Genomic DNA, 23,662 nt, shown 5'->3' on the forward strand with positions numbered 1-23,662 from the left:
GATATTGTCAAGGATAAACCGGAGTTATCCCTTATCGATTCCAGCTGACAGCTGATAGCTTGCCTACTTTTTGCTTATCGCCATGGTTTACATCAAAAAGGTCGAACTCTCACACTTCAAATCCTTCGGGGGAACGACTCCTATACCCTTTTTACCGGGGTTTACGGTGGTTTCTGGTCCAAATGGTTCGGGAAAGTCGAATATTCTCGACGCATTGCTATTTTGCTTGGGATTAGCTACTTCCAAGGGAATGCGGGCCGAAAGATTACCGGATTTAGTCAATCATAGCTATAACAGTCAACGTCATAGCACCGAAGCGAGTGTTTCGGTGACTTTTGATGTTAGCGATATTCCCGACGCAACCGATAGGGATTGGACGGTTTCCCGACGCTTAAAAGTGGCTAAGGGTGGCAGCTATACTTCTACCTACTATATCAATGGGGAAACCTGTACGGTTAGCGAACTTCACGACCAGTTAAACCGTTTACGCATCTATCCCGAAGGGTACAACGTGGTGTTACAGGGGGACGTAACCCGAATTATCAGCATGAATGCCAAGGAAAGACGGGAAATTATCGACGAATTGGCAGGAGTAGCCGAATTTGACCGCAAAATTGAGAAAACTAAGGAGAATATCGATTCGGTTAAAGAAAGGGAAGAACGCTGCCAAATTATTGCCACAGAATTGCAAAAATCTCTCGAGAAATTAGCACTCGATCGCATTAAAGCCGAAAAATACCAAAAACTCAAGGCCCAAGTCCAAGAAAAACAACAATGGGAAATTGTCCTCCATTGGCAAAATCTCCAGCAGCGCTGCCAGCAAGTACAAGGACAAATTCAAGCTGGGGAAAGGGAAAAACAGGTTTTAACCGAGACTATCGCCAATTTATCCGAACAAATCGCCCAAAATAGTCAAGAATTAGAGAAACTCAATCAACAGGTTAAAGCTTTCGGGGAAGATGAACACCTGTCCCTGACTTCCCGATTAGCGAGTCAACAGGCCAAACGACAACAACAGCAAGAACGACAAAAAGAGTTAGAAAACCTTGAAAAAGAGTCTCAGGCACAGAAAAACAGACTTTTAGAGGATATTAATCGCTACAATCTCGAATTAAATCAGATTACTGCCCAAAAAAGCCGTTTAGAAACTGAAATTTTACCCAATCTCCTACTGACAACCCAAACCGCAAGGGAAACCCTAGAAAACCATCGTCTGCAAGCAAGTAGTCTCGCGGAAGCGTCAGAAGCTTGGGTAAAAGAACAAAGTGACCTTTCCCGCAATATTACCCGTCTTCAGGAACAATTAAACCCCTACCTTAGCCAACGGGCCCAATTGACCGAAAGATGCGATCGATTGCAAACTAATATAGTAGAAGCTGGTCAACGTCTGCAAGAATTAGAGCAAGTCATTAGCACAAAAACAGAAGAAAGTCAAGAAATATTACAAAAAATTAATCAATTGGCCCCCGATATCCAAAATTTAGCCCAAAAACTCACCATTGCCGAACAAAATCGCGTTATCAGTCAGGACACCCAAAAACGTCTGCTCAAGGAACAACGGGACAAACAGAGGGAATTAGATAAACTGGAAGCGACCAAGCAAGCGCAACAGGAGGCCCAGGGAACCTATGCCACTCAAATATTATTACAGTCAGATTTGCCCGGAATCTGCGGATTAGTGGCACAATTGGGCGAAGTAGAAGAACGTTATCAAATTGCTCTTGAAATCGCCGCCGGAGGTCGTTTAGGTCATGTAGTCGTCCAAGATGATAGCGTTGCGGCTGCCGGAATTGCCTTGCTAAAACAGCGTCGCATCGGTCGGGCCACTTTTTTACCCCTGAATAAAATTCGTCCTCCCCGTCCCCAGGATATTTCCTCTCTGCGTCACGCGCGGGGTTATCTGGATTTAGCGGTGAATTTGGTTAAGTTTCAACCCCAGTATCGGGAGGTTTTTAACTATATTTTTGGCAGTACGGTGGTTTTCGAGGATATAGATTCTGCCCGTTATTATATCAATCAATATCGCATCGTTACTTTGGATGGCGAGTTATTAGAGATGACTGGCGCTATGACTGGAGGCAGCCAACCGACGCGATCGGGGCTGCGTTTTGGTAAAATTTCTCCTAAGGAGTCTAGTGAAGTGGAATCTCTACGGGAAAGATTAGCAGAAATCGATCGCATTCTTACCCGCAACGAAGAAAAAATTACTCAAGTTAATAATCTTATCAGTCAGTTAACCCAACAGTTAACCGAAACCCGTCAAAGTCATCGGGAAAATCAATTATCTCTACAACAATTAAGCAAGGATTTACAACGTTTAACCACAGAAAAAGAGGATTTAACCCGTCAATTATCGGGCCAGCAAGAGGAAATTACTATTTCTCGTCAACGGTTAGAGGTATTAACCAGAGAAATTCCTGAGTTAGAGTTATCTTTACAGCAAGAACAGGAAAAATTAACTGCTTTAGAGGCCAATCATACCCATAGCGAATGGCAACAGGTACAGGGAATAATTCGCGCTCAAGAATTAGAGTTACAAACCCAAGAAAATCACCTCGCGACAGTCCGCGAACAGTTGAAAGATTTACAAAGTCAACAGATCAGACTAGAAGAAAAAAGTCAAGAGTCTGGGGATAGAATTATTGAGATTGACAAGATAATTACCGATGCAGTTAATCAGAGAAATATCGGTAATCTGGAGATAGAAAAACTTGATCACCATATTTTAGAAATCAATCAAGCTTTACAGCAATTATCGCAACAACTAGGGGAAACCAAGCAAAAAAGAGACCAATTAGAGACAGTTTTGCGACAACAACAAAACCAACAACAACAGGCTATCTGGCAATCGGAAAAGTTAGTCAACAATCAAGAGGAAAGACAAGCATTACTAACCACTTTACAGACAGAAATTAGTCAACTAGAAAGCGACTTACCCAATCCCTTGCCCGAAATTCCCGAAAGTGAGCGAGATTTCGAGAAAATTCAAAGCGATATTCGGCAGTTACAAAAGAAATTAGCAGCTTTAGAACCTGTGAATATGTTAGCTTTAGAAGAACACCAAAAAACTAAAGAGAGATTAGATGAACTATCAGAAAAACTGCAAACTCTAGAGGGAGAAAGAACCGAACTACTTTTACGCATAGAAAACTTTACCACCCTCAGATTTAATGCTTTTCAGGAAGCATTTACTGCCGTTAACGAAAACTTTAAGAATATATTTGCTACCCTGTCCGATGGTGATGGTTACTTGCAATTAGAAGACGAAAATGACCCCTTTAATGGTGGCTTAAATCTGGTGGCCCATCCGAAAGGAAAACCCGTACAGCGATTAAGTTCCATGTCTGGGGGTGAGAAATCTTTAACCGCTTTAAGCTTTATTTTTTCCCTACAAAGATATCGTCCTTCTCCCTTTTATGCGTTTGATGAAGTGGATATGTTTTTAGATGGGGCCAATGTAGAGAAATTGGCCAAAATGATTCAAAAACAAGCACAACAAGCGCAGTTTATTGTCGTTAGTTTGCGTCGGCCGATGATTGAAGCATCGGAAAGAACCATCGGTGTCACCCAAGCGCGGGGAACCCATACACAGGTACTAGGAATTAAAGTTTAACCTTAGACGCAAGTGGGGTGTGGGAATTATAAATTATGAATTATGAATTATAAATTATGAATTATGAATTATGAATTGGGGTGTGGGGAAGTGGGGTGTGGGGAAGTGGGGAAGGGGGGAAGTGGGGAAGTGGGGAAGTGGGGTGTGGGAAGCTTTTCAGTTATCAGTAAACAGTAATCAGTGAACTGAAAACTCACATCTGATAACTGATAACTGATAACTGATAACTGATAACTGCCAGACAAGCCGGACAAAGTTAAGTTATATTAAGATTACTCAGAATGCGTCCTCGTCCCATTCAGAAATCTCATGACTCAACCGCAAGCACAACGCATCCTCTACGTTAGACTCCCCTGTAACCCCATTTTCCCCATCGGTGTCGTTTATCTTTCCGACCACGTTCATAAACTATTCCCCGACATCGAACAAAGGATTTTTGACCTTGGTGCAGTCCCACCCTTAGACTTTAACCAAGCACTCGATCGCTGTGTTGACGAATTTCGGCCCACCCTGCTAGTATTCTCCTGGCGGGATATTCAAATATATGCTCCCGTCGGTGGTCGCGGTGGTAATCCCCTGCAAAACGCCTTTGAATTTTACTACGCTAAAAACCCCCTAATCAAGCTGCGAGGTGCTTTAGGAGGTTTAAAGGTGACAACAGCCTACTACGGCGAATTATGGCGCAATCAGGCACTAATTCGCCGCGGGTTGCAGCAGGCCAAAAAATACCATCCCGAAGCGCGAGTTATCGTCGGGGGTGGTGCCGTCAGTGTTTTCTATGAACAACTAAAAACCAAACTGCCCACAGGAACAATTGTATCAGTGGGAGAAGGGGAAACGCTGCTAGAAAAATTCCTCTCTGGCCGGGACTTTAGCGATGAACGTTGTTATGTCGTCGGAGAAACCACACCCCGGCCGCGTTTAATCCACGAATCCCCCACCCCGTTAGAAAAATCCGCTTGTAACTACGACTATATCGCCAGTATTTGGCCAGAATTTTCCTACTATTTCCAAGAAAACGACTTTTATATCGGGGTACAAACCAAGCGCGGCTGTCCCCATAACTGCTGCTACTGCATCTATACCGTTGTCGAAGGGAAACAAGTACGGATTAATCCCGCCGATGAAGTAGTTAAGGAAATACGCCAATTATACGACCGCGGCATTCGCAATTTCTGGTTTACCGATGCCCAATTTATCCCCGCCAGAAAATTTATCGACGATGTAGAAGAACTATTAGAAAAAATCCTCGCCGCTGGGATGAAAGATATCCATTGGGCTGCCTATATTCGCGCCGATAATCTCACCCCGAAACTGTGCGATTTAATGGTAAAAACAGGCATGAACTACTTTGAAATTGGTATCACCAGTGGTTCTCAGGAATTAGTCCGAAAAATGCGTATGGGCTATAATTTGCGGACAGTTCTGCAAAATTGTCGAGACTTAAAAGCGGCGGGTTTTAATGATCTAGTTTCGGTAAATTATTCTTTTAATGTTATTGATGAAACCCTAGAAACTATTCGTCAAACTATCGCCTATCATCGGGAATTAGAAAACATTTTTGGAGTCGATAAAGTGGAACCAGCCATCTTTTTTATCGGACTACAACCCCACACCCATCTAGAAGAATACGCCATCAAAAAAGAAATTCTTAAACCCGACTACGATCCCATGAGTTTAATGCCCTGGACAGCCAAAAAACTGCTCTGGAATCCTGAACCTTTGGGGTCATTTTTTGGTGAAGTTTGTCTGCAAGCATGGCGACAAAATCCCGATGATTTTGGACGGGAAGTGCTGAAAATTTTGGAAGCAAGACTAGGGAAAGCCGATTTAGAATCCGCTCTGACCGCACCCATAGAAACTAAGGAAAAAGTCTTAATTCCTGCTTAAAAATTAATTTTAGTCAATCCCAAGGCGGCAATTAGCGTTACCATGAGTCTGAAATCAGGAGATGATCAAAATCCCTTTACCGGTAACTGCAAAATGACCGACCATCGCCTCCATGGGCTAGAATTAGCGGAATATATCGCCCTAGGATTAACCCTGCTTACCCTTATCGCCATGGGTGCGGGGTTTTTGCCTTTGTTCCTCCTAGTCGTGACTTTCGGGTTGAATATTCTCAATCGTCTCCGAGAAAGAACCAGGCAACTTCAACGCTTAACCGAGATAACCGGTCATTTACAGGAGCAGTGGGAAGAAGAAAAAGAAGCTTTATCGGCACAAATACAGTCCCTCAGTCCCGCAGCGGCCAGGAATAACGCCCGTGTGGTCGCAGAATTAGAGGAGAATATTCTCGCCCTCGAACAGTCCTACAATCAAATTATTCAATATATCAACCGTAACGCGCTGCTCGAACGCATCGAACATCTGGAAAAATCCTACAGTCGCTTACATAGAGAGATTTTGCCGATTAACGAAGAATCAGCCGATATTCCCGCCACAAAAGCGGAAAATGAGCCACAAATCACCCTACCCGCCCTTAATTTAACTCCCACTTCCCCCCCCGTCCCTATCCCCCATTGGCACTATTATCGCCGTCTGAGCGCCCATCGGGAAATGATTACAGCGATCGCAATTACCGAGGATCAACGGTTTTTAATGAGCGTTAGTTGGGATCGTACCCTAAAAATCTGGGATTTTGCGAGGGGAACCCTGATTAATACGGTGGAAGCTCATGATCAGGGCATTTTAGCCCTAGCAGTGACTGGAAACGGCGATTATCATCTAGCGACGGGAGGATTCGATCAAACCGTTAAATTATGGACTTTAGCCGCCGATGCCAGTAATCTGGAATTAAATCAAATTTTCCTCGGTCATCTCGGTTCGATTCATGGCCTGGATTTTGCCCCCCGTTGGCATTTTTTGGTGAGTGGTAGTTACGATCAAACCCTAAAACAGTGGAATTTAGAGCAGGAAACCGAAGAATTTAGCTCCTATGACAGTCTAGGGGCAATTTATGCCCTAGCAGTGGCTCCTAATCAAGATTTTATCGCCGCAGCTGGAGGTGATGGCACTGTCACCCTCTGGCAGTTGGGATCGGGAGCAAAAATCGCCGTCTTATCCGGTAACGTTTCTTCGGTGCAGAGTCTGGCGATCGCTGCCGATAGTCAGATTATTGCCGCCGGTTGTGTGGATGGTACGGTGAAAATCTGGCAATACGACCCCGAGAAAAGCGGTCATTTTGCGCCAATTCGGGTGATTAATGCCCATAATGGTCAGGTGACAAGCTTGGTATTCGCAGAGGAGGGTCAGTGGTTATTTACGGGGGGAACCGACGGAGAGATTAAAATCTGGTTAGCCAATTATCAACAGGCGATCGCCACTCTCATCCATGCCAATGAGCGATCATCGCCAATTTCCAGTTTAGTTCTCAGCCCCGATTATTGCCACCTAGCGGCGGCTGCGGCCGACGGCAGCATCACCATCTGGGAAAATATCACTTAATGGTCGATCAAACTAGAAAAATTGTATAATGTAATGTCCCGGACTCGGTCAGGCCAGTTTGACCCCAAGAAAAAGTGACTGAGTTAACTGTCGTTTCTGCCCAATAGTTGTCATCGGGGCATCGAGAACGCGAGAGCGATCGCTTATCCCAGAATCATTACCCATAGTAAAAAATTGAGAATGAAGACTCCAACAGATCAAAGATTTGATTACGTCAAAATCGGTTTAGCGTCCCCCGAGAGAATTCGACAATGGGGAGAAAGAACCCTACCTAACGGTCAAGTCGTCGGAGAAGTAACCAAACCAGAAACGATCAACTATCGGACTCTCAAACCGGAAATGGATGGGTTATTCTGCGAGAAAATTTTTGGCCCCTCCAAGGACTGGGAATGTTGGTGCGGTAAATACAAACGCGTCCGTCACCGGGGAATTGTCTGTGAACGTTGCGGGGTGGAAGTCACCGAGTCCCGGGTACGTCGTCATCGCATGGGTTTTATCAAATTAGCTGCCCCCGTCACTCACGTTTGGTATCTCAAAGGTATTCCCAGTTATCTCAGTATCCTGCTCGATATGCCCCTGCGGGACGTGGAGCAGATCGTCTATTTTAATGCCTATGTGGTTCTCGATCCGGGTAACGCGGGCAATCTTAGTTATAAACAACTCCTCAGCGAAGATCAATGGTTAGAGATCGAAGAAGAAATCTACGCGGAGGATTCGGAATTAGTCGGCATTGAAGTGGGTATCGGGGCCGAGGCTATCCAAAGACTCTTACAGGAAATTAACCTAGAAGAAGAAGCGGAAAGACTGCGGACGGAAATTGTCGAAAGTAAAGGGCAAAAACGGGCAAAATTAATTAAACGTCTCCGGGTAATCGATAACTTTATCGCCACCGGTTCTCAGGCAGAATGGATGGTTTTAAGCGTAATTCCCGTGATTCCCCCCGATTTACGCCCGATGGTGCAGTTGGACGGCGGCCGTTTTGCCACCTCTGACCTGAACGATCTCTACCGTCGGGTGATTAACCGCAATAACCGTTTATCCCGTCTGCAAGAAATTCTCGCCCCGGAAATTATCGTCCGCAACGAAAAACGGATGTTACAGGAGGCCGTCGATGCTTTAATTGATAACGGTCGTCGTGGTCGCACGGTGGTGGGGGCCAATAATCGCGCCCTGAAGTCTTTATCGGATATTATCGAGGGTAAACAGGGGCGTTTCCGTCAAAATCTCCTCGGTAAACGGGTTGACTATTCGGGACGTTCGGTTATCGTTGTCGGTCCGAAATTGAAGATCTATCAATGCGGTTTACCCCGGGAAATGGCGATCGAATTGTTCCAACCCTTCGTTATCCATCGTTTAATTAAATTAGGCATCGTCAATAATATCAAGGCAGCCAAGAAAATGATCCAACGGGGGGATGCCAATGTTTGGCACGTCTTGGATGAAGTAATCACGGGACACCCGGTGATGTTAAACCGCGCTCCTACCCTGCACCGTTTGGGCATTCAAGCGTTTGAACCGATACTGGTGGAGGGCCGGGCGATTCAGTTACATCCCCTCGTCTGTCCCGCTTTTAACGCTGACTTTGACGGCGACCAAATGGCCGTACATATTCCCCTCTCCCTGGAAGCACAATCGGAAGCGCGATTATTGATGTTAGCTTGTCATAATATTCTCTCACCGGCGACCGGTCGCCCGATTGTTGCCCCTTCTCAGGATATGGTTTTGGGTTGTTATTATCTCACGGCCGAAAATCCCAAGGCCCAAAAGGGTGGGGGTCGTTATTTCGCCAGCATGGATGACGCTATTCGCGCTTTTGATCAGGGATTGGTGGATCTGCACGCTTCTGTGTGGTTGCGTTTACCGGTCGGAGAAAAGGTGAAAACCAATAAACCCGATGAGGAAGTCCTGGAAACGGAAACTCTCCCCGATGGCAGCATCTGGAAATATTATCGGGAGCGCAAAACCCGCGAGAAGGATGGTGAGATAATTTCTCAGTATGTGCGTACTACTGTAGGGCGAATTATCTACAATAAGACGATTCTAGAAGCTTTGGTGGTCTAGAGAGAGATTCCCTTAGGGTGGGCATTGCCCACCTTAATTTTTAGGCTAAAGCGGCAATACATTCTATTTCCACTAGCACATCTTTGGGAAGACGGGCCACCTCCACACAGGCCCGGGCCGGGGCAGTTTCCGGGGGGAAATAACGGGCATAAACTTGATTCATCGCCCCGAAATTGGCTAAATCCGAGAGAAAGACGGTAGTTTTCACCACATTTGACCAATTAGCTCCGGCAGCGGTTAAAATGCCCTCTAGATTGGCCATAACTTGTTCGGTTTGGGCGCTAATTTCCCCGGAGACGATTTCACCCGTGACGGGATCTAGGGGAATTTGTCCCGCAACAAAGAGAAAAGGACCAGGAGCGGCGATCGCTTGATTATAGGGACCCACAGGGGCCGGAGCTTTATCAGTACGGATGACCTGATTATTCATGGGCAGGATAGTTAAAAAAGATGACATTGAATCAATTGAATATTTTCCCAGTTTTTTGATCGCTTGCAGTTAATTTTCGCCGGTTAGGGGGTTTAATTTTGACTAAGCGATCCTGTGAGAAATAAGTCAACATTATTAAGAATCACTCAAATGGTAGCTCAAGCTGCTTAAAGTCTGGATAGTTATCTATGTCCTTGTTTTCTTGCATACCCTTATCACCGACAGCACTACAAACTTCTCCCCAATCAGCAAAATATTCGTCAAAGTATCTGAAAGGATATTGGCTGTACTTTTCTATATCTTCTCTGGTTGGTTTTCGTCCTATTTTTACCGCTATATCTCTCACTTCTAGCTGTAAAGTTTTTTTAGAAACATCATATTTTTGTTTTTTAATACGATTAACTCTACTATTTTTAGCCTTAGGAATAATATCTCTTTTAGCAAATGGATCAACACCATTTTCTAACTCTGTATGTCTTTGTTCAGCTAAAGAATGATACTGCTCAGAAATTTCAATGCCAATGTATCGTCTGTTCATGATAGAGGCAACAAGAGTAGTTGTACCAGAGCCATTAAAAGGGTCTAATACTAAATCATTTTCCTCGGTAAATATAGTGAGAATACGTTTCATTAGTGTTGGAGGTAGTTGACATGGGTGATCTACACGTTTTGAATTATGCTTTAGTCTATGAATGTCCCACCATATATTAGTTAACGGTTCTCTATCTACTGTTTTATCTTTATTTCTTTTTTTGATACATTGCTCTCTAATACAATACCATTCTTTTAAAGAAAAATTATAATCATAAATACTTTCATTACTAATTTTTTTAATTTCTGGTTCACCTTTGCCTAGGCACAAAATACCATAATGTGCAGGCATTATTTGTCTTACAGGAAGACTAAGACTTTCCCAAACTATCCAATTTTGAAATTCTAAAACTCCTTGACTAAATTCATAGTATTTAGCCAAGTATATAGGAATATTGAGGAGTGCTAGAGTTTTTCCATTCTTTAATACTCTAGCCAGTTCATTGACCCATTCAATACACCACTTTATGTATTGATTATTATCCTGACAATCATTCCATATATCATATTTTTTTTGGATATTGTAAGGAGGATCGGCAAAAACAAAATCTATTGAATTATTGGGTAATAATCGTAGATAATTTAAGCAATCATCATTAATTAGTAGATTGCTTTTAATCAAATTACTTGGTTGTTTGTATATGACATTATTAGTTGTATTTTCTAGAGGTTTTATTTTTTGATTATTGTCGATGGTGGCAAAATAATTTTGTAGATCTATATAGTACACAAATTGATATGGTTCTAACCCAAAAAGATCCTTTATTCTTTCAAGAATATCTTGAGGTATTTTTTGATGAGAATAACTTATGTCCCTCCACACATCTGACATTAATGTTCCCAATGGACTATATAAATGTTTTTTACCTCCATAATCTTTTGTCGTTTTATTACAGGAGGGACAATAAGAATACTGAATTAAAGTTTTATTATGCTTTAAAGGTGAACGGTATTTAGTAAACATCGTCAAAGATACATGGTTGTCTAACATATAGCTCTCATCCATTAATGCTTGACTTCTTTTGATAGCAACCCATAGCTTGAAATATGTAGATTTTTCTAAAAACGATATGACTTGACAGGCAATTTCTGCATTGGACAATATACACAATACACTTTTATCATCTAATTCATTTGCAAAACTAATTAAATAATCTTTAAGATTAGATATTTCTTTGATTTTACATTGTTTAATAGTCGGAAGATGAAGAAAATAGACATTAGAGTTTTTGCCTATATTTTGATAATTATCTTCTAACGCAGAGGGCTGTATTTCAATAATTTTTAGTGGTAGACAATTTTCACTTTTGTGGCTCATTTTTAATTGAATCCTCCATAGTTTTAGCTAAACGCTTAAGATCATTTTCACTAAAGTTAACAACACAGTCACTAAAATCAATTAAGTCTTGTATAAAAGAACTTCTGTCAAAATTTCCCGCTCCATCAACTACATAAGCAACCTTATGGTGCTGTCTGTTTAAAATTTCTCGTCTATCTCTAGCCAATTTTCCTTTCCTTTCTACAACACTGTTAGTAGTAAATTGAAATGATACTTCAATACCCCAGTAAGGTGGTTGATCATGAGGTGGTATTCCCACTATATCAAATTTGGTTAGTGTTCTACCCTCATTTTGACTTATTCCTGGTATAGATTTTCTAGAAAAATCCCACTCAGGTAAATATACTTTCAATTTTTCTCTAATGTATTCTTGAGCAAGCTGACCCATTTTATTCGATTTTGCTCCCCCAGTAATTTTACTAACCCAGATGTAACGATGCTTAATATATTCTTCCAGAAGTCTAATGTTACCTATCATAGCACCAATAATACATTTTTCTTCTATTTCATCAGGAACATTTATAGAGGTTGCCAAACCACCGAACATTATTAGCATAATAACATCTCGGATTTCTTGGCTAAGAGAACAAGGTTTTAATATCCCCTCCCCGTCTAATCCCAAATTTTTATTATTCCATGTAGCTCTATTTTTCAAAGAAACAAACTGGTATTGATAAATTTTGTCTCGAAATATAAACTCAAAATCTTTAGAATAAAAATCCCTAGAAAGTTCTGAAGAGAATCGTTTTAAATTTTCTCCACCAATATCAGATAGAACACAGAGATGTTTTAAAAATAGATTAGGATAAAGTTCATCACATAAATCTAAGGCTGTTATCCATGAGAATGGATCTTTAGATGCTATTCTTAATATACTGATAAAACTTTCTTGAGTTCGTATTAGTAAGGGAATTATACTAGATAGTTTTTCTTTTTCTGCTAATTCAACTGGCCAATATATCAAGGCAGTTTTCTTAAGATCGCTAACATCCATATTTTTCTTGATCTTGAATTTCCATAAGTTTAAGTTTGTAGAAGCAACTAAGGGTACTTTATTCGACAATAAAGCACCCTTTTAATTTAGCTTAGAACTCTCCTTTTAAAGCGGCATTACAGCGCTCGCAAATAGTGGGATCATCGGCAAATTTTCCCACTTGAGTGGAATAATTCCAACAGCGATCGCATTTTTCGCCGTCTGCTTTGACAATTCCCACCGAAACAAAGTCCGATTCTCCCTTATATTCTGCGGTTTGAATCGCGCTAATATCACTAACTAATTCCACTTGGGAAGAGAGAAATAGATAACGCAATTCATCGACTTTATTTCCCGTTAAACTATCACAATTGTTGAATAATTCTAACTCCTGTTTTAAGCTTTCATCGGGAACATAAAGTAAAACTTTTGCCTCTAAAGAAGCACCGATCGCTTTATCATTTCTGGCAGTTTCCATCACCTTATTAACTTCGGTGCGTAGCTGCCGGAATTTGGCCCATTTATCGGCCAATTCGCGATTATTCCAAGCAGGATCAATGTTTAGCCATCCTGACTCAAATACCGATAAATAAGGAGTTTTGTAGGGGAGAAATTGCCAGATATCTTCCGCTAGATGAGACAGGACAGGAGCGATCGCTTTAGCGAGATTTTCTAAAGCAATAGCATAAACTGTTTGACAACTGCGACGACGGAAAGAATTAGGATCAGAAATGTATAAACGATCCTTAGCAATGTCGATATAAAAGTTAGATAAATCGACAACACAAAAATTCTGTACCGTCTGAAAAAAGCGGAAAAATTGGAAACTTTCAAAAGCTGCCGTAACTTCCGTAAACACCTCCGAGATACGATGTAACATATAGCGATCAATCTCCGGTAGATCTTCATAAGCTACCGCATCCTTAACGGGATCAAAATCATTTAAACTCCCCAGTAAAAACCTGGCAGTATTACGGATTTTATTACGGATATCTACCAACTGTTTAAGAATATTTTGACCGATATTCACATCATTGGTATAGTCCACCGAGGACACCCATAACCGAATCACATCTACCCCATAAGCGGGTTCTTTTTTATGGTCTTTACCACCATTAATGATCACATTAGGATCGATGACATTACCCAGAGATTTACTCATTTTTCGTCCCTGTTCATCCAAAACAAAACCGTGAGTTAACACCGTTTTATAGGGAGCAATACCATTAGCAGCCACACTGGTTAATAAACTCGATTGAAACCATCCCCGATGCTGATCCGATCCTTCTAGATACATATCCGCAGGATAACTTAATTCTGGTCGAGCATTAGCCACCGCATTCCAACTAGAACCAGAATCAAACCACACATCCATAGTATCCATTCCCTTGCGATAACTGCGACCATTATCGCGATAACTGGGAGGCAATAATTCCTCTACGGATAACTCCCACCAAGCATTAGAACCCTTGACCGCGAAGATAGCTTGAACGTGATTAATCGTCTCCTCGGTTAACAGAGGTTCATTCGTTTCTTCGTCATAAAAAACAGGAATAGGAACCCCCCAACTGCGCTGACGAGAGATACACCAATCGCTTCTTTCACTAACCATAGAAGTGATGCGATTCTTACCGGTTGCAGGAATCCAACGCACCGAATCAATTGCTTCTAAAGCTAATTCCCGGAATCCTTCCACGGAAGCAAACCATTGTTCTGTTGCGCGGAAAATTGTCGGTTTTTTGGTTCTCCAATCGTAGGGATATTTATGCTGATATGCTTCTTCTTTGAGTAAGGCACCTTTTTCTGTCAGTGCTAAAATGATTGCTTCATTAGCATCTTTCAAGACATTTAAACCCGCAAATTGTCCCGCTTCTGCGGTGAAATTTCCCTTATCATCCACGGGAGAAAGTATCGGTAAACCGTAACGTTGTCCGACGATATAATCCTCCTGACCATGGCCAGGTGCAGTATGAACTAATCCGGTGCCGGAATCAGTGGTTACATAATCCCCACCGATGAGAATCGCACTTTCTCTGTCAAACAAAGGATGACGATATTTAGTATGTTCTAATTCCAGACCTTTAACCGTTGCTTTAATCGTCAAAGTTGTGTTAAAAATGTCGGCCAATTTTTCGACTAAATCCGTCGCTACGATTAGATAATTAGACTCGCTAGTTTCCACCACTGAATAGTTTAATTCTGGGTTCAATGCGACGGCCAAATTCCCGGGTAAAGTCCAAGGGGTAGTCGTCCAGATAGCCACGGATAAATTAGGCAAAAATGGCGTTAAAACCGACGTTGAAACTGACGTAATTGGAAAAGCAACATAGACACTGCGGGAAGTGTGACCTTCGGGATATTCTAATTCTGCCTCAGCTAAAGCGGTTTGAGAACTAGGACTCCAGTGAACCGGTTTTAGTCCCCGATAAATATAACCTTTTAGGGCCATTTTTCCGAATACGGCAATTTGAGCGGCCTCGTATTCAGGTTGTAGGGTTAAATAGGGATTTTCCCAGTCTCCCCAGACTCCATACCTTTTGAAACCTTCACACTGTTCTTTTTGCGTTTGAAGGGCAAAATCGTGGGCTTTCTGACGTAATTTCAAAGGGGTTAGACCCTCTTTTTCCGAGCTTTTGAGACTTTGTAAAACCTTCAGTTCGATCGGCAACCCGTGACAATCCCAACCAGGCACATAGCGCACTTTGTAGCCTTGTAGCAGTTTATATTTATTGATAATGTCTTTGAGAATTTTATTTAAAGCATGACCGATATGCAGAGACCCGTTAGCGTAGGGGGGGCCATCGTGGAGAATAAATAATTCTTTGGGGTTATTTTGCGCTAATTTCTCGTATATTTGCTCATCTTGCCAGAATTTCTGGATTTCTGGCTCACGTTTACTGGCATTTGCTCGCATATCAAAGTCAGTTTGAGGCAAATTAACGGTATCTTTGTAACTTTTAGCGTTGGACATTCTAGCAAACCTATGGATATCAATCGTTTTCGGGATTCATTCCTAAATAACGTCCCTTTGAGAGTCGTTATCTCTAGTCTGTCACATAACTGTAATATAAATATTACAAGTGACAATCATTGATCTATAAGTCTAGCGAGATTGTGTCCAAGAGCGATGATTCCCAAAGGCTATAATTTAGTTATTCGAGAATAGGGAGCATGAGGACGATGGTGACGAATCCTAATTTTTTTTATGTCTCTCCAGAAGTGTATCTAGAAGGGGAAAGAGTCAGTCCGATCAAGCACGAGTACCGAAAAGGACGGATTTATGCGATGGTAGGCGCAAAAAAGCCGCATATCGTTTTATCGGCCAATTTAGCCAAGGTTTTAGGTAATCATCTCGATGATAGTCCCTGTCTTGTTCTCACTTCCGATATCAAAGTCCGGTTAGAGGAGGCAAATTGTTATTATTATCCCGATATTGCGGTGGTTTGTGACGAGAGAGAGATTAACAATACCGATGATTTTATTCTCTATCCCGTTCTGATTATTGAAGTATTATCGAAATCTACGGAATCCTTTGATAGGGGTGATAAATTTAGCGATTATCAAACCTGTCCCACCTTAAAAGAATACATTCTTATTCATCAAAACCAGAGGAAAATTGAATGTCACCGTCGCGAGGATTCGGGAGTTTGGCAAGAACAGATCTATGAAGCGGGAGATGAGGTAGAATTTACCAGTGTAGGATTCCGGGGATCGATCGCTTCTATCTATCGGAAAGTCCCCGGTTTGGTATGATTACAATTCTTTTTTGACATCGCACTTTTAGGTCTCTAATTCTCTAAAGCTTCAAACTGACGTAAAGCAAGACTAGAACCTTGATTCCAGCCTAATTCAACATAATAGGGAAAAAGTTTCTTGATATTTATATCGGGAAAGAGACGACTATTTTCGCTTTCTTGATAACCGTCTTCTATGAACAGATATATTTTTAATTCTTCCCGACGATAAACCCACAATTCAGGTATTTTCAACAATTGATAAGCCTCTACATCAGTCAGGGAAGTAAAATCCACTTCTATAGCTAAATCGGGAGGAGGATCAACAGTTAAATCAATTCTTTCTTTGCCTAAAATTGCCTGTCTATTATCAATATAAAAACAAGTATCTGGTTCTACTCCCGCTTCCCCTGGAATTTTCAAGGTAATCGGATCAAAACATTCCCAGTCTTTACCTTGGCGACGGAGGATAATTTTTACTAAATCACTTAAAAGATTAATACGTTTGCCATGACTTGGTAAAGGAGACATAAGCCGAATTTCTTGAGTTTTGCGATTAAAATAGAGTTTGGGATAGGTTTTTTGGAGACGTAAACTCAGTAATCTTTCGTAATCTTCCCAAGTCTGATCAGGGAAAATAACTTGACTGCCCGGAGATAAAGATAAAGTATTTTCGTTGAGAGTAATTAGTAGCATTTTGGTAATTATCCTTGATTTTTTCCTGTGGGATTTAACTAATTTCGCTCTGGCAACCAATGCCTATCAAGCATTTGTTCAAGGGAATAGGGACAATTTAGAGGGAAATTGTGAGGAGATATTTCAGTTTTTTGCCCGACAATAAAAACGGCATCTTGATAGATTTTTTCTTGGTTATCTAGGAGATATTTTTCTAAATTTGTGCTTAAATATCCATTTAGCTGAACTCTAAAAGTGGCTATGTCTCCTTGCCAATGCCGATGATTTAATTCAAATTCTTCTGACCAATATTGCCATAACAAAAGATGAATAATTATCTGTCTTAAAAAACTCTCAACTCGATTTTTATCCCGTTTGCTCAAAGCCTCCAACTCCTCGATTAAATGTTGAATATCCAACTCAGCTAGACGATTTTCCTTGAGAAGTTTAATTGTTTCAGTTAACCAGAGATGTTCATCTTGTTCGTAGAGAAATTGTAACTGATTTAGCCAAGGATCTTTTTTCATATTTTTTTGGCTGAGGAGACTTCTAAAACTGCTTTCGGGTAGGCAATGCGTTGATGGTGGAATTGTTGCCAAACTTGCACAAAAACCTCGGCAATAATTGGTAATTCCTCCTGACGAATACCACTATCTACTAATTGTTGATCGCGCCATCGGGCCTGAAAAATCTTTTTGATCATATCCATGGCTTGTTCTGGGGAGGCCTCCTTCAGCGATCGCAAAGCGGCCTCGCTACTATCGGCTAACATAACGATCGCCGTTTCTCGCGATTGGGGAATCGGACCATCGTAGCGAAAGGCCGCCTCATCGACGAATTCTTGACCATTTTGGGCGGATTTTTGCAAAGCTTGCTGATAAAAATAGGAAATTAAGAGATTGCCTTGGTGTTCGGGAATAAAATCGCGGACGACTCGCGGTAAACCGTGTCTGCGGGCCATGACTAACCCTTCGCTAACGTGCTTTTTAATAATCTCGGCGCTGACGTAGGGATCGTTAATTTCATCGTGTTTATTCGGGCCACCCATTTGATTTTCAATAAAACCGAGAGGATCGTGCATTTTCCCGATATCGTGATAGAGGGTCCCCGTGCGAATTAATTCCACATTACAGTGCAGTTTTCGGGCGGCCGCTTCAGCTAAACAGGCGACAAAAAGGGTATGTTGAAAAGTCCCCGGCGCTTCCGTGGCCAAACGTTTGAGCAAACTACAATTAGGATTGGACAACTCCACCAGACGAATGGGAGTGACCACATCGAAACAGCGTTCCAAATAGGGGGATAATCCTAGGGCGATTACCGTCCAAGCTATCCCCGATAGACCATAGACGAGCGCCGTGGGTAGTAGAGTATAGATGATCGTGCTGGCCGTGGCACTAACGATTAGGTAAGTGAGCAGATAAACACCGCCTTGGCTGACTCCGATTCCCATCCCTAGCAGCGATAATTCATCCCTAGAACGCAATTTTCCCGCTATCATAGCCGCTAATAGTCCCCCTATCGTCCCGGCGATTAAATCGGCGCTGATACCTTGGATGCTGAATAGGGAAAGACCGGCAGTTAAGAGGACCTGGGTGACGGCCAGAGTCGGGCCGTAGAAACTGCTGACTAATAAACCCACGGCTGCCAGATTGGTAAAGGGAATATTGGCGATCGCTAGGATCGGTGTGGTAAAACTTAGTAAACCCAAGAGAATAAAATCCCGGTGACGCAGAGGCCGATGGAGACGCTGAGCAACGAGGCAAAAAGTCCCGATCGCACTGGTGACAAGGATTGCCGTTGACCCTAAACCCATCCAGTTAATGCCCCGTTCGCTCAAACCAAAGCCATCGATGAGAACAAACTGAGCTTGAGTAATTTTTTCGCCTGCTTTAACGATAATTTGACCGGTTTGAGCGCTAGACATGACCATATCTACCGCTTCCACCGCTTTAGCGGCTTGTTCTTTGGTTGCCTCCCGATCTTCTATCAGGTTCGCTTCTCCCTCCAGGGCCGCTAGAAGGATATTTTCGGCTAAAGACTGCTGGCGACTGGTTAGGCGATCGCTGCTAATCTGCACGGCGATGGTATCCTGTAGGTGACTGGTGGAAATCCCCGGGGGAATGCCTTGTATCAAAATCCGGCGACCCGCTTGCAGGACGGCTTTTTCTAGGTTTTGCCACTCTCGATCGCCTATTTGGGCCACTGTGATCAGATCGGCGTATTTGAGTTTATTTAAGCTGGAATGCCGATAATTTTGGCTGGTTTGCTCCTTTATTTGCCGTAATTGCCCTAATCGATCGATAAATTGCTCAAAGCTTCCCTTCGTCACGCGCTGACGATAGGCTTGGATTTCGCTAACAGCATATTCCTGCTCTTTTGTCAAGAGGTTTGTAAAAGATTCTTCATAGTTGAGGCGGCTTTGTAGAGTTGACCATTGAGGGGCAGAAAAGGTGAGCAGCGTTTCCATTGTGGCGTTGGAAATAGTCCTGCCCATTAAAATGGAATTTCTTCGCAAAATTGGGCGAATTTGACTTAATTGCCCTAAGGTGTCCTGCAGCGATCGCTCGATCTGGTCGGTGGTTTGGGGGTCTCTTTTCAGCCGGGGAAGCAGTCCAGCCCGAATTTTTTGGCGTTTGAGGGCGGTGGTTTCTTGGTCTTGAAAACGGGCATCTTCGGGGGCGATAATCGTGACGGGGGAAATAGTCCCGACGGCCAATTTCGGCTGATTATAGAAACGATAACCGACCACGCTAGTCAGACAACCGACGGTAAACAGGAAGATTAAGGGTCGTCGCAGTTTACCGAGGGAGTAAGAGCGAGATTTTCGGGCAGAATCAGGAAAAACAGTGAAAGAATGCAGAAAATGATTCATAAATTCCAGCTAAATTCTATAAACTGCGCCACCATGCCCAGAGGAAGAATACCAGCAACTTGGTTTTGTGTTTCCCTTTCTATTTTAAGGACTCCCTGTGCAAAAAAATTTTTTCTCGAAAGGTATCTAGATTAACTTGATGCGGGGGTTTTTCGCCTTCCGCTGCGCCCAAATAACCCAAAAATCGCCCCAAATCCCCAAAAAACGGGCGGGCCGATAATTGCTGGTGGGCCGATAATTGCCGGTGGGCGAACGCAGTTCACCCCTACAAAATCGACCGGCCTTTGGGCGGGAAAAAAAAGAGAAAAAGGGTTACAGAGTTCTCCCAGCACCGCACACCACGGGAAAGTTAGACAAGGAGAGATTATTTTGATTGATTTTCCTTAATATTGTTGAAAGCTTGCCCACTTTTAGTAAGTGTCATTTTTAACCTTTATTGTTTAAAGAGGGATGGCGGTTTCTAGGGAAATTTTCAGATTCGTGTTCTCAGAAATCCTATAGTTAAGTTTTTCAAAACCAATAACTTCGCCTTTTTGATTTTTCATTAAAATAACTTCGTCGCCGGTTTCTTCGCAGAGATATTCCGAGGAGCGATCGCCAAACCACACGGTTAAGGTATTGCCCATCGGATCATAATAAACGTTTACTTCTGCCATAAAATTTCCCCTTCTTTAATTGCATCGGTGGGATAAGTGGTAATTAGGAAGCCATCACCATTGAGCTTTCGGATAATGGCACAGAGCCAACGTTTTGGTCGTTGAAGTTGATAAAAAAGATAAACATTGGGATCACTGCGGCTACGTCGAATTTCATCAGGTTGGCTAAGGGTTTCTTGGACTAATTTTTCTTTTCCTTTCATTATAGGATGTTTTATCTGGGTGATAATTTCCCAATAGGCAACAGTGACGCAGATCGTACAATTAAGAGGGGTTAAAATCTCAAAAAATAGATCATTTTTGCTCATGTTTTGTCCTCATCAGCAAATTCTTAGTCAAGATGAAAACTGGCATCTTCGGGGGCGATAATTGTGACGGGGGAAATAGTCCCGACGGCCAATTTCGGCTGATTATAGAAACGATAACCGACTACGCTAGTCAGACAACCGACGGTAAACAGGAAGATTAAGGGTCGTCGCAGTTTACCTAGGGAGTAAGACCGAGATTTTCGGGCAGAATCAGGAAAAACAGTGAAAGAATGCAGAAAATGATTCATAAATTCCAGCTAAATTCTACAAACTGCGCCACCATGCCCAGAGGAAAAAAACCAGCAATTTGGTTGTGTGTTCCCTTTTCTATTGTAAGGACTCCCTGTACAGAAAAAATTTTTTCTCGAAAGGCATCTAGATTAACTTGATGCGGGGGTTTTTGCCTTCTGGTGCGCCCAAATAACCCCAAAATCGACCCGCCTAAGGGCGGGAAAGAAAAGAAAAGAGAAAAAATAGGGAATAAGGGTAAAAAGGGAAAAAAGAGAAAAAGGGTTACAGAGTCCTCCCAGCACCGCACACCACCCGAAAACCGTCGTAGGTGCTGTAGTCGCGGCGGTAGGTGTCGTAGCGGAAAGCGGAACGGCAGATACTTGGATTGCTGAACCAAGAACCGCCCCGCAGAGGAGAACGATTATCATTCCCATTTTTTGTCCAGACACTTCCATCCCTCGGCGCACCATCATAATTATCGTGCCAGTCATCAGCGCACCATTCCCAAACATTGCCGTGCATATCGTACAAACCGAAGGCATTGGGGGGAAATTGTCCCACGGGAGTCGTTTCTTTTCGATATTCTCCTTTGGGTTCATCGGCGTAGGTATTACTGGCATCGTAGTTGGCCAATTTCCCAGTAATGGTTTCCCCAAAGTAAAATGGGGTGGTGGTTCCAGCACGACAAGCATATTCCCATTCTGCTTCGCTCGGTAGCCGGTATTCCTGTTTTGTTTCCCTTGATAGTCGTTTACAGAATTCTGTTGCTTGATACCAGGTGACTCTTTCTACGGGTAGCTCATTCCCTGTGAAGTTAGAGGGATTTGTCTCTAAGTCGATGTCTATTTTAGCAGTTGCGGCGATCGCTTGCCACTGCGCTTGGGTAATGGGATATTTACCCATGTAGAAAGAGGGAAGGGTAACTTGATGTTGAGGTTTTTCCCGGCTAAAGTACTGCCAATCAAATTTCTTCACCAGTCTTTCGATTTCCTCGTCTTCTGTTCCCATCGTGAATGTTCCCCCCGGTATGGCAACCATTTCTAGGGTGATGTCGTTGCCCAAATCTTGGCTGAAATATTGGGACTGCTTCGACTCTTTTTTGATTTGCTCACCCTTCGCATTTACTTCCACGATCTCAAAGTTAAATACCTTGAGTCCATTTTCTTGAGAAGGCTTAGGGGTGGATGACCTATTTCCCTCAGACTGCCCGACGGGTTCAGGAGCAGTAGGAATCGAAGGCCACTGTGACTGTCTTCGAGCGATACGCTTGATAGCTTCGATCGCATCTAAATCGCCACGGGATGCTCCCAAGACACGAATCCATAACTGTTCAGCTAAGTCAAGATCGCCCCTATTTTCTGCTAAGGAAGCCTGATACTTTAGGGGTTGCACGTCCTTGAGCGTGGCAACTTGTTCTAACAAAATAAAATAGAGCTTGTGGGGCGGTTCTGCTTTCAAATAGGGATTCTGTCTCGGTTTCCCATATCTAGCGTTAATTTTCTCGACTTGACGGCGCAGGTATTCGTCTAGACGCTCTACCGTAGCACAATTGGCTTCTCCTTGCCGCCGCAATCCTTCCAGCAGCGTATGAGTAAATGAGCCTTGTTGCAACTCATCGATCTCCCAAGATTGCTGATTGGCCGTACAAGAATAGAAGGTTATGACTCCCTGATACTCCTCCTCTCCAATGCCCAGACCGCCTCGGCTGTCCTCATCTCGACAGGCATCTAACAATAGTACGACGTTATCCGCACCAGACCGCCGCAGCCGCTCGGTAACATAATCCACTGATACAGCCGTTTCTCTTACATTGCCCGGATCGCTATCGGGCAACATTAGATAGTCCTTGTCTTGATCGCGCCTGCCGTGGCCAGCAAAGAAAAACCAGAGGTTGTCTCCAGAGTTAAGCAGGGGAGTCTCGAACTGCCTCTGAAGAAACCGCTTGAGACGACCGTGGGTTAGTTGCGTGGGAATGGGGGGACTAGCAGGAATGGGTGGAGAATCTTCGGTAAATAGAAATATCCCACCGCGATCGAATCCTCCCTCCCTTTCACACCAAGCTTTGATCGCTTCTGCATCTTTCTTTGCGTATTTCAGTGGCTTGAGGTTGTCATATTCATTGATGCCGATCGCTATCACCCAGTTTTTAGCCATCTTTCCTCTTGAACTTAAACGTCATCGCTCCTTTACCTCCCGCTTTGCCCCCGACCCCAAACAGGCTAACTTGTCCTTCCCCATTAATTTCTACAGACAGTTCCACTTCATCAAGCCGAATTTTAGCGCTAGGAGGATCCGCTTCATCGAGCATTTCCCTCATCGCTTTGAGAAAGCCCTTCATTTCTAGCTTCAGTTTGGACACATCCACTTGACTTCTTTCGGTAGCCGCAACTGGCGAGCTTTCCTTTTCACCGAGCCGTCCCCCGATATCACTGCTACTTCTACCGCCGGTGGGCGTTTTTTGACGATCAGATTCACCCGTAATAATCCATATTTTACTGGGAGTTGCGATATCTTCGGTCATTGTGTTGATTTCCCCTAAATGTTATCTCGCTTGCCTTTAAACAAATTTTCTCACCCTATCGTACAGAGATTTGTGGTTTGCCCATAACAATTACAGTTTTAGTCGATTTCTCGGAATAAATAGCTGAAAATTTGTCAAAACGTGCTGCTTTGCCTACCGCATAAGCGATTAAACATGGCAAAAATAAAAAATTAGATTGGGAGAATAAACCAGC

General features: G+C 42.9%; 16 protein-coding genes and 1 pseudogene. 5 read left to right on the plus strand and 12 right to left on the minus strand.

What is annotated here, in order from left to right; translation table 11 throughout:
* Positions 1 to 82 precede the first annotated feature (82 nt).
* From smc to IM473_RS07730, 4 genes are all read left to right on the plus strand, one after another.
* Positions 83 to 3,613, plus strand: a complete 3,531-nt coding sequence (gene smc / locus IM473_RS07715; RefSeq protein WP_287658288.1) for a chromosome segregation protein SMC — start codon at positions 83 to 85, stop codon at positions 3,611 to 3,613.
* 309 nt (positions 3,614 to 3,922) lie between these two features.
* Positions 3,923 to 5,503 (plus strand): photosystem II high light acclimation radical SAM protein, encoded by a 1,581-nt coding sequence (locus IM473_RS07720; RefSeq protein WP_287658289.1) that lies wholly within the window; start codon positions 3,923 to 3,925, stop codon positions 5,501 to 5,503.
* Positions 5,504 to 5,545: 42 nt separating this feature from the next.
* Positions 5,546 to 7,057, plus strand: coding sequence for a WD40 repeat domain-containing protein (locus tag IM473_RS07725; protein ID WP_287658290.1), 1,512 nt, complete (start codon positions 5,546 to 5,548; stop codon positions 7,055 to 7,057).
* Between the two features lie 180 nt (positions 7,058 to 7,237).
* Positions 7,238 to 9,118, plus strand: coding sequence for a DNA-directed RNA polymerase subunit gamma (locus tag IM473_RS07730; protein ID WP_004163413.1), 1,881 nt, complete (start codon positions 7,238 to 7,240; stop codon positions 9,116 to 9,118).
* Between the two features lie 40 nt (positions 9,119 to 9,158).
* Here IM473_RS07730 and IM473_RS07735 read toward each other — a convergent pair whose 3' ends face one another.
* The 4 genes from IM473_RS07735 to ileS all read right to left on the minus strand — a co-directional run bounded on the left by IM473_RS07735 (position 9,159) and on the right by ileS (position 15,422).
* Complete coding sequence (locus IM473_RS07735) at positions 9,159 to 9,575, minus strand: RidA family protein (protein ID WP_002762767.1); 417 nt, start codon at positions 9,573 to 9,575, stop codon at positions 9,159 to 9,161.
* A 115-nt stretch (positions 9,576 to 9,690) separates the two neighbouring features.
* A complete protein-coding gene (locus IM473_RS07740) occupies positions 9,691 to 11,457 on the minus strand; it encodes a DNA methyltransferase (protein ID WP_287658291.1) in 1,767 nt (588 codons plus the stop codon).
* Positions 11,441 to 12,472 carry a restriction endonuclease gene (locus IM473_RS07745; protein WP_287658292.1) on the minus strand — a complete coding sequence of 344 codons (1,032 nt, stop codon included), beginning with the start codon at positions 12,470 to 12,472 and terminating at the stop codon, positions 11,441 to 11,443. The genes IM473_RS07740 and IM473_RS07745 overlap by 17 nt, the downstream gene beginning before the upstream one ends.
* Positions 12,473 to 12,563: 91 nt before the next feature.
* On the minus strand, positions 12,564 to 15,422 hold the full coding sequence (gene ileS, locus IM473_RS07750; RefSeq protein ID WP_287658293.1) for an isoleucine--tRNA ligase: 2,859 nt from the start codon (positions 15,420 to 15,422) through the stop codon (positions 12,564 to 12,566).
* Positions 15,423 to 15,631: 209 nt separating this feature from the next.
* On the opposite strand from ileS, the gene IM473_RS07755 reads away from it, so the two are divergent.
* On the plus strand, positions 15,632 to 16,204 hold the full coding sequence (locus IM473_RS07755; protein ID WP_159253408.1) for a Uma2 family endonuclease: 573 nt from the start codon (positions 15,632 to 15,634) through the stop codon (positions 16,202 to 16,204).
* Positions 16,205 to 16,239: 35 nt separating this feature from the next.
* Here the strand turns inward: IM473_RS07755 and IM473_RS07760 are convergent, their stop codons facing one another.
* From IM473_RS07760 to IM473_RS07795, 8 genes and pseudogenes are all read right to left on the minus strand, one after another.
* Positions 16,240 to 16,881 (minus strand): Uma2 family endonuclease, encoded by a 642-nt coding sequence (locus IM473_RS07760; RefSeq protein ID WP_287658294.1) that lies wholly within the window; start codon positions 16,879 to 16,881, stop codon positions 16,240 to 16,242.
* A 38-nt stretch (positions 16,882 to 16,919) separates the two neighbouring features.
* Complete coding sequence (locus IM473_RS07765) at positions 16,920 to 17,387, minus strand: DUF29 domain-containing protein (RefSeq protein WP_287658295.1); 468 nt, start codon at positions 17,385 to 17,387, stop codon at positions 16,920 to 16,922.
* Positions 17,384 to 19,732, minus strand: coding sequence for an HD family phosphohydrolase (locus IM473_RS07770; RefSeq protein WP_287658296.1), 2,349 nt, complete (start codon positions 19,730 to 19,732; stop codon positions 17,384 to 17,386). The genes IM473_RS07765 and IM473_RS07770 overlap by 4 nt, the downstream gene beginning before the upstream one ends.
* Before the next feature lie 440 nt (positions 19,733 to 20,172).
* A complete protein-coding gene (locus IM473_RS07775) occupies positions 20,173 to 20,388 on the minus strand; it encodes a DUF2283 domain-containing protein (protein WP_061432682.1) in 216 nt (71 codons plus the stop codon).
* The gene (locus IM473_RS07780; RefSeq protein ID WP_287658297.1) at positions 20,376 to 20,696 is read right to left on the minus strand and encodes a DUF4258 domain-containing protein; all 321 of its coding nucleotides are present in this window, start codon (positions 20,694 to 20,696) and stop codon (positions 20,376 to 20,378) included. Before IM473_RS07780 ends, IM473_RS07775 begins: the two co-directional genes overlap by 13 nt.
* A gap of 35 nt (positions 20,697 to 20,731) precedes the next feature.
* Positions 20,732 to 20,944 (minus strand): annotated as a pseudogene (locus IM473_RS07785) (hypothetical protein); the annotation flags it as partial.
* Positions 20,945 to 21,209: 265 nt separating this feature from the next.
* Positions 21,210 to 23,081 (minus strand): SUMF1/EgtB/PvdO family nonheme iron enzyme, encoded by a 1,872-nt coding sequence (locus tag IM473_RS07790; RefSeq protein WP_287658299.1) that lies wholly within the window; start codon positions 23,079 to 23,081, stop codon positions 21,210 to 21,212.
* Positions 23,074 to 23,448 carry a Pepco domain-containing protein gene (locus IM473_RS07795; protein ID WP_287658300.1) on the minus strand — a complete coding sequence of 125 codons (375 nt, stop codon included), beginning with the start codon at positions 23,446 to 23,448 and terminating at the stop codon, positions 23,074 to 23,076. Before IM473_RS07795 ends, IM473_RS07790 begins: the two co-directional genes overlap by 8 nt.
* Positions 23,449 to 23,662: the final 214 nt, after the last annotated feature.

This window comes from Microcystis sp. M015S2, assembly GCF_020245945.1.
GTDB lineage: Bacteria > Cyanobacteriota > Cyanobacteriia > Cyanobacteriales > Microcystaceae > Microcystis.

Excerpts from the sequence above, each read along its gene's own strand:
- smc (WP_287658288.1), top strand. The coding sequence starts at position 83 with ATGGTTTACATCAAAAAGGTCGAACTCTCACACTTCAAATCCTTCGGG.
- IM473_RS07720 (WP_287658289.1), top strand. The coding sequence starts at position 3,923 with ATGACTCAACCGCAAGCACAACGCATCCTCTACGTTAGACTCCCCTGT.
- IM473_RS07725 (WP_287658290.1), top strand. The coding sequence starts at position 5,546 with ATGAGTCTGAAATCAGGAGATGATCAAAATCCCTTTACCGGTAACTGC.
- IM473_RS07730 (WP_004163413.1), top strand. The coding sequence starts at position 7,238 with ATGAAGACTCCAACAGATCAAAGATTTGATTACGTCAAAATCGGTTTA.
- IM473_RS07735 (WP_002762767.1), bottom strand. The coding sequence starts at position 9,575 with ATGTCATCTTTTTTAACTATCCTGCCCATGAATAATCAGGTCATCCGT.
- IM473_RS07740 (WP_287658291.1), bottom strand. The coding sequence starts at position 11,457 with ATGAGCCACAAAAGTGAAAATTGTCTACCACTAAAAATTATTGAAATA.
- IM473_RS07745 (WP_287658292.1), bottom strand. The coding sequence starts at position 12,472 with ATGGATGTTAGCGATCTTAAGAAAACTGCCTTGATATATTGGCCAGTT.
- ileS (WP_287658293.1), bottom strand. The coding sequence starts at position 15,422 with ATGTCCAACGCTAAAAGTTACAAAGATACCGTTAATTTGCCTCAAACT.
- IM473_RS07755 (WP_159253408.1), top strand. The coding sequence starts at position 15,632 with ATGGTGACGAATCCTAATTTTTTTTATGTCTCTCCAGAAGTGTATCTA.
- IM473_RS07760 (WP_287658294.1), bottom strand. The coding sequence starts at position 16,881 with ATGCTACTAATTACTCTCAACGAAAATACTTTATCTTTATCTCCGGGC.
- IM473_RS07765 (WP_287658295.1), bottom strand. The coding sequence starts at position 17,387 with ATGAAAAAAGATCCTTGGCTAAATCAGTTACAATTTCTCTACGAACAA.
- IM473_RS07770 (WP_287658296.1), bottom strand. The coding sequence starts at position 19,732 with ATGAATCATTTTCTGCATTCTTTCACTGTTTTTCCTGATTCTGCCCGA.
- IM473_RS07775 (WP_061432682.1), bottom strand. The coding sequence starts at position 20,388 with ATGGCAGAAGTAAACGTTTATTATGATCCGATGGGCAATACCTTAACC.
- IM473_RS07780 (WP_287658297.1), bottom strand. The coding sequence starts at position 20,696 with ATGAGCAAAAATGATCTATTTTTTGAGATTTTAACCCCTCTTAATTGT.
- IM473_RS07790 (WP_287658299.1), bottom strand. The coding sequence starts at position 23,081 with ATGGCTAAAAACTGGGTGATAGCGATCGGCATCAATGAATATGACAAC.
- IM473_RS07795 (WP_287658300.1), bottom strand. The coding sequence starts at position 23,448 with ATGACCGAAGATATCGCAACTCCCAGTAAAATATGGATTATTACGGGT.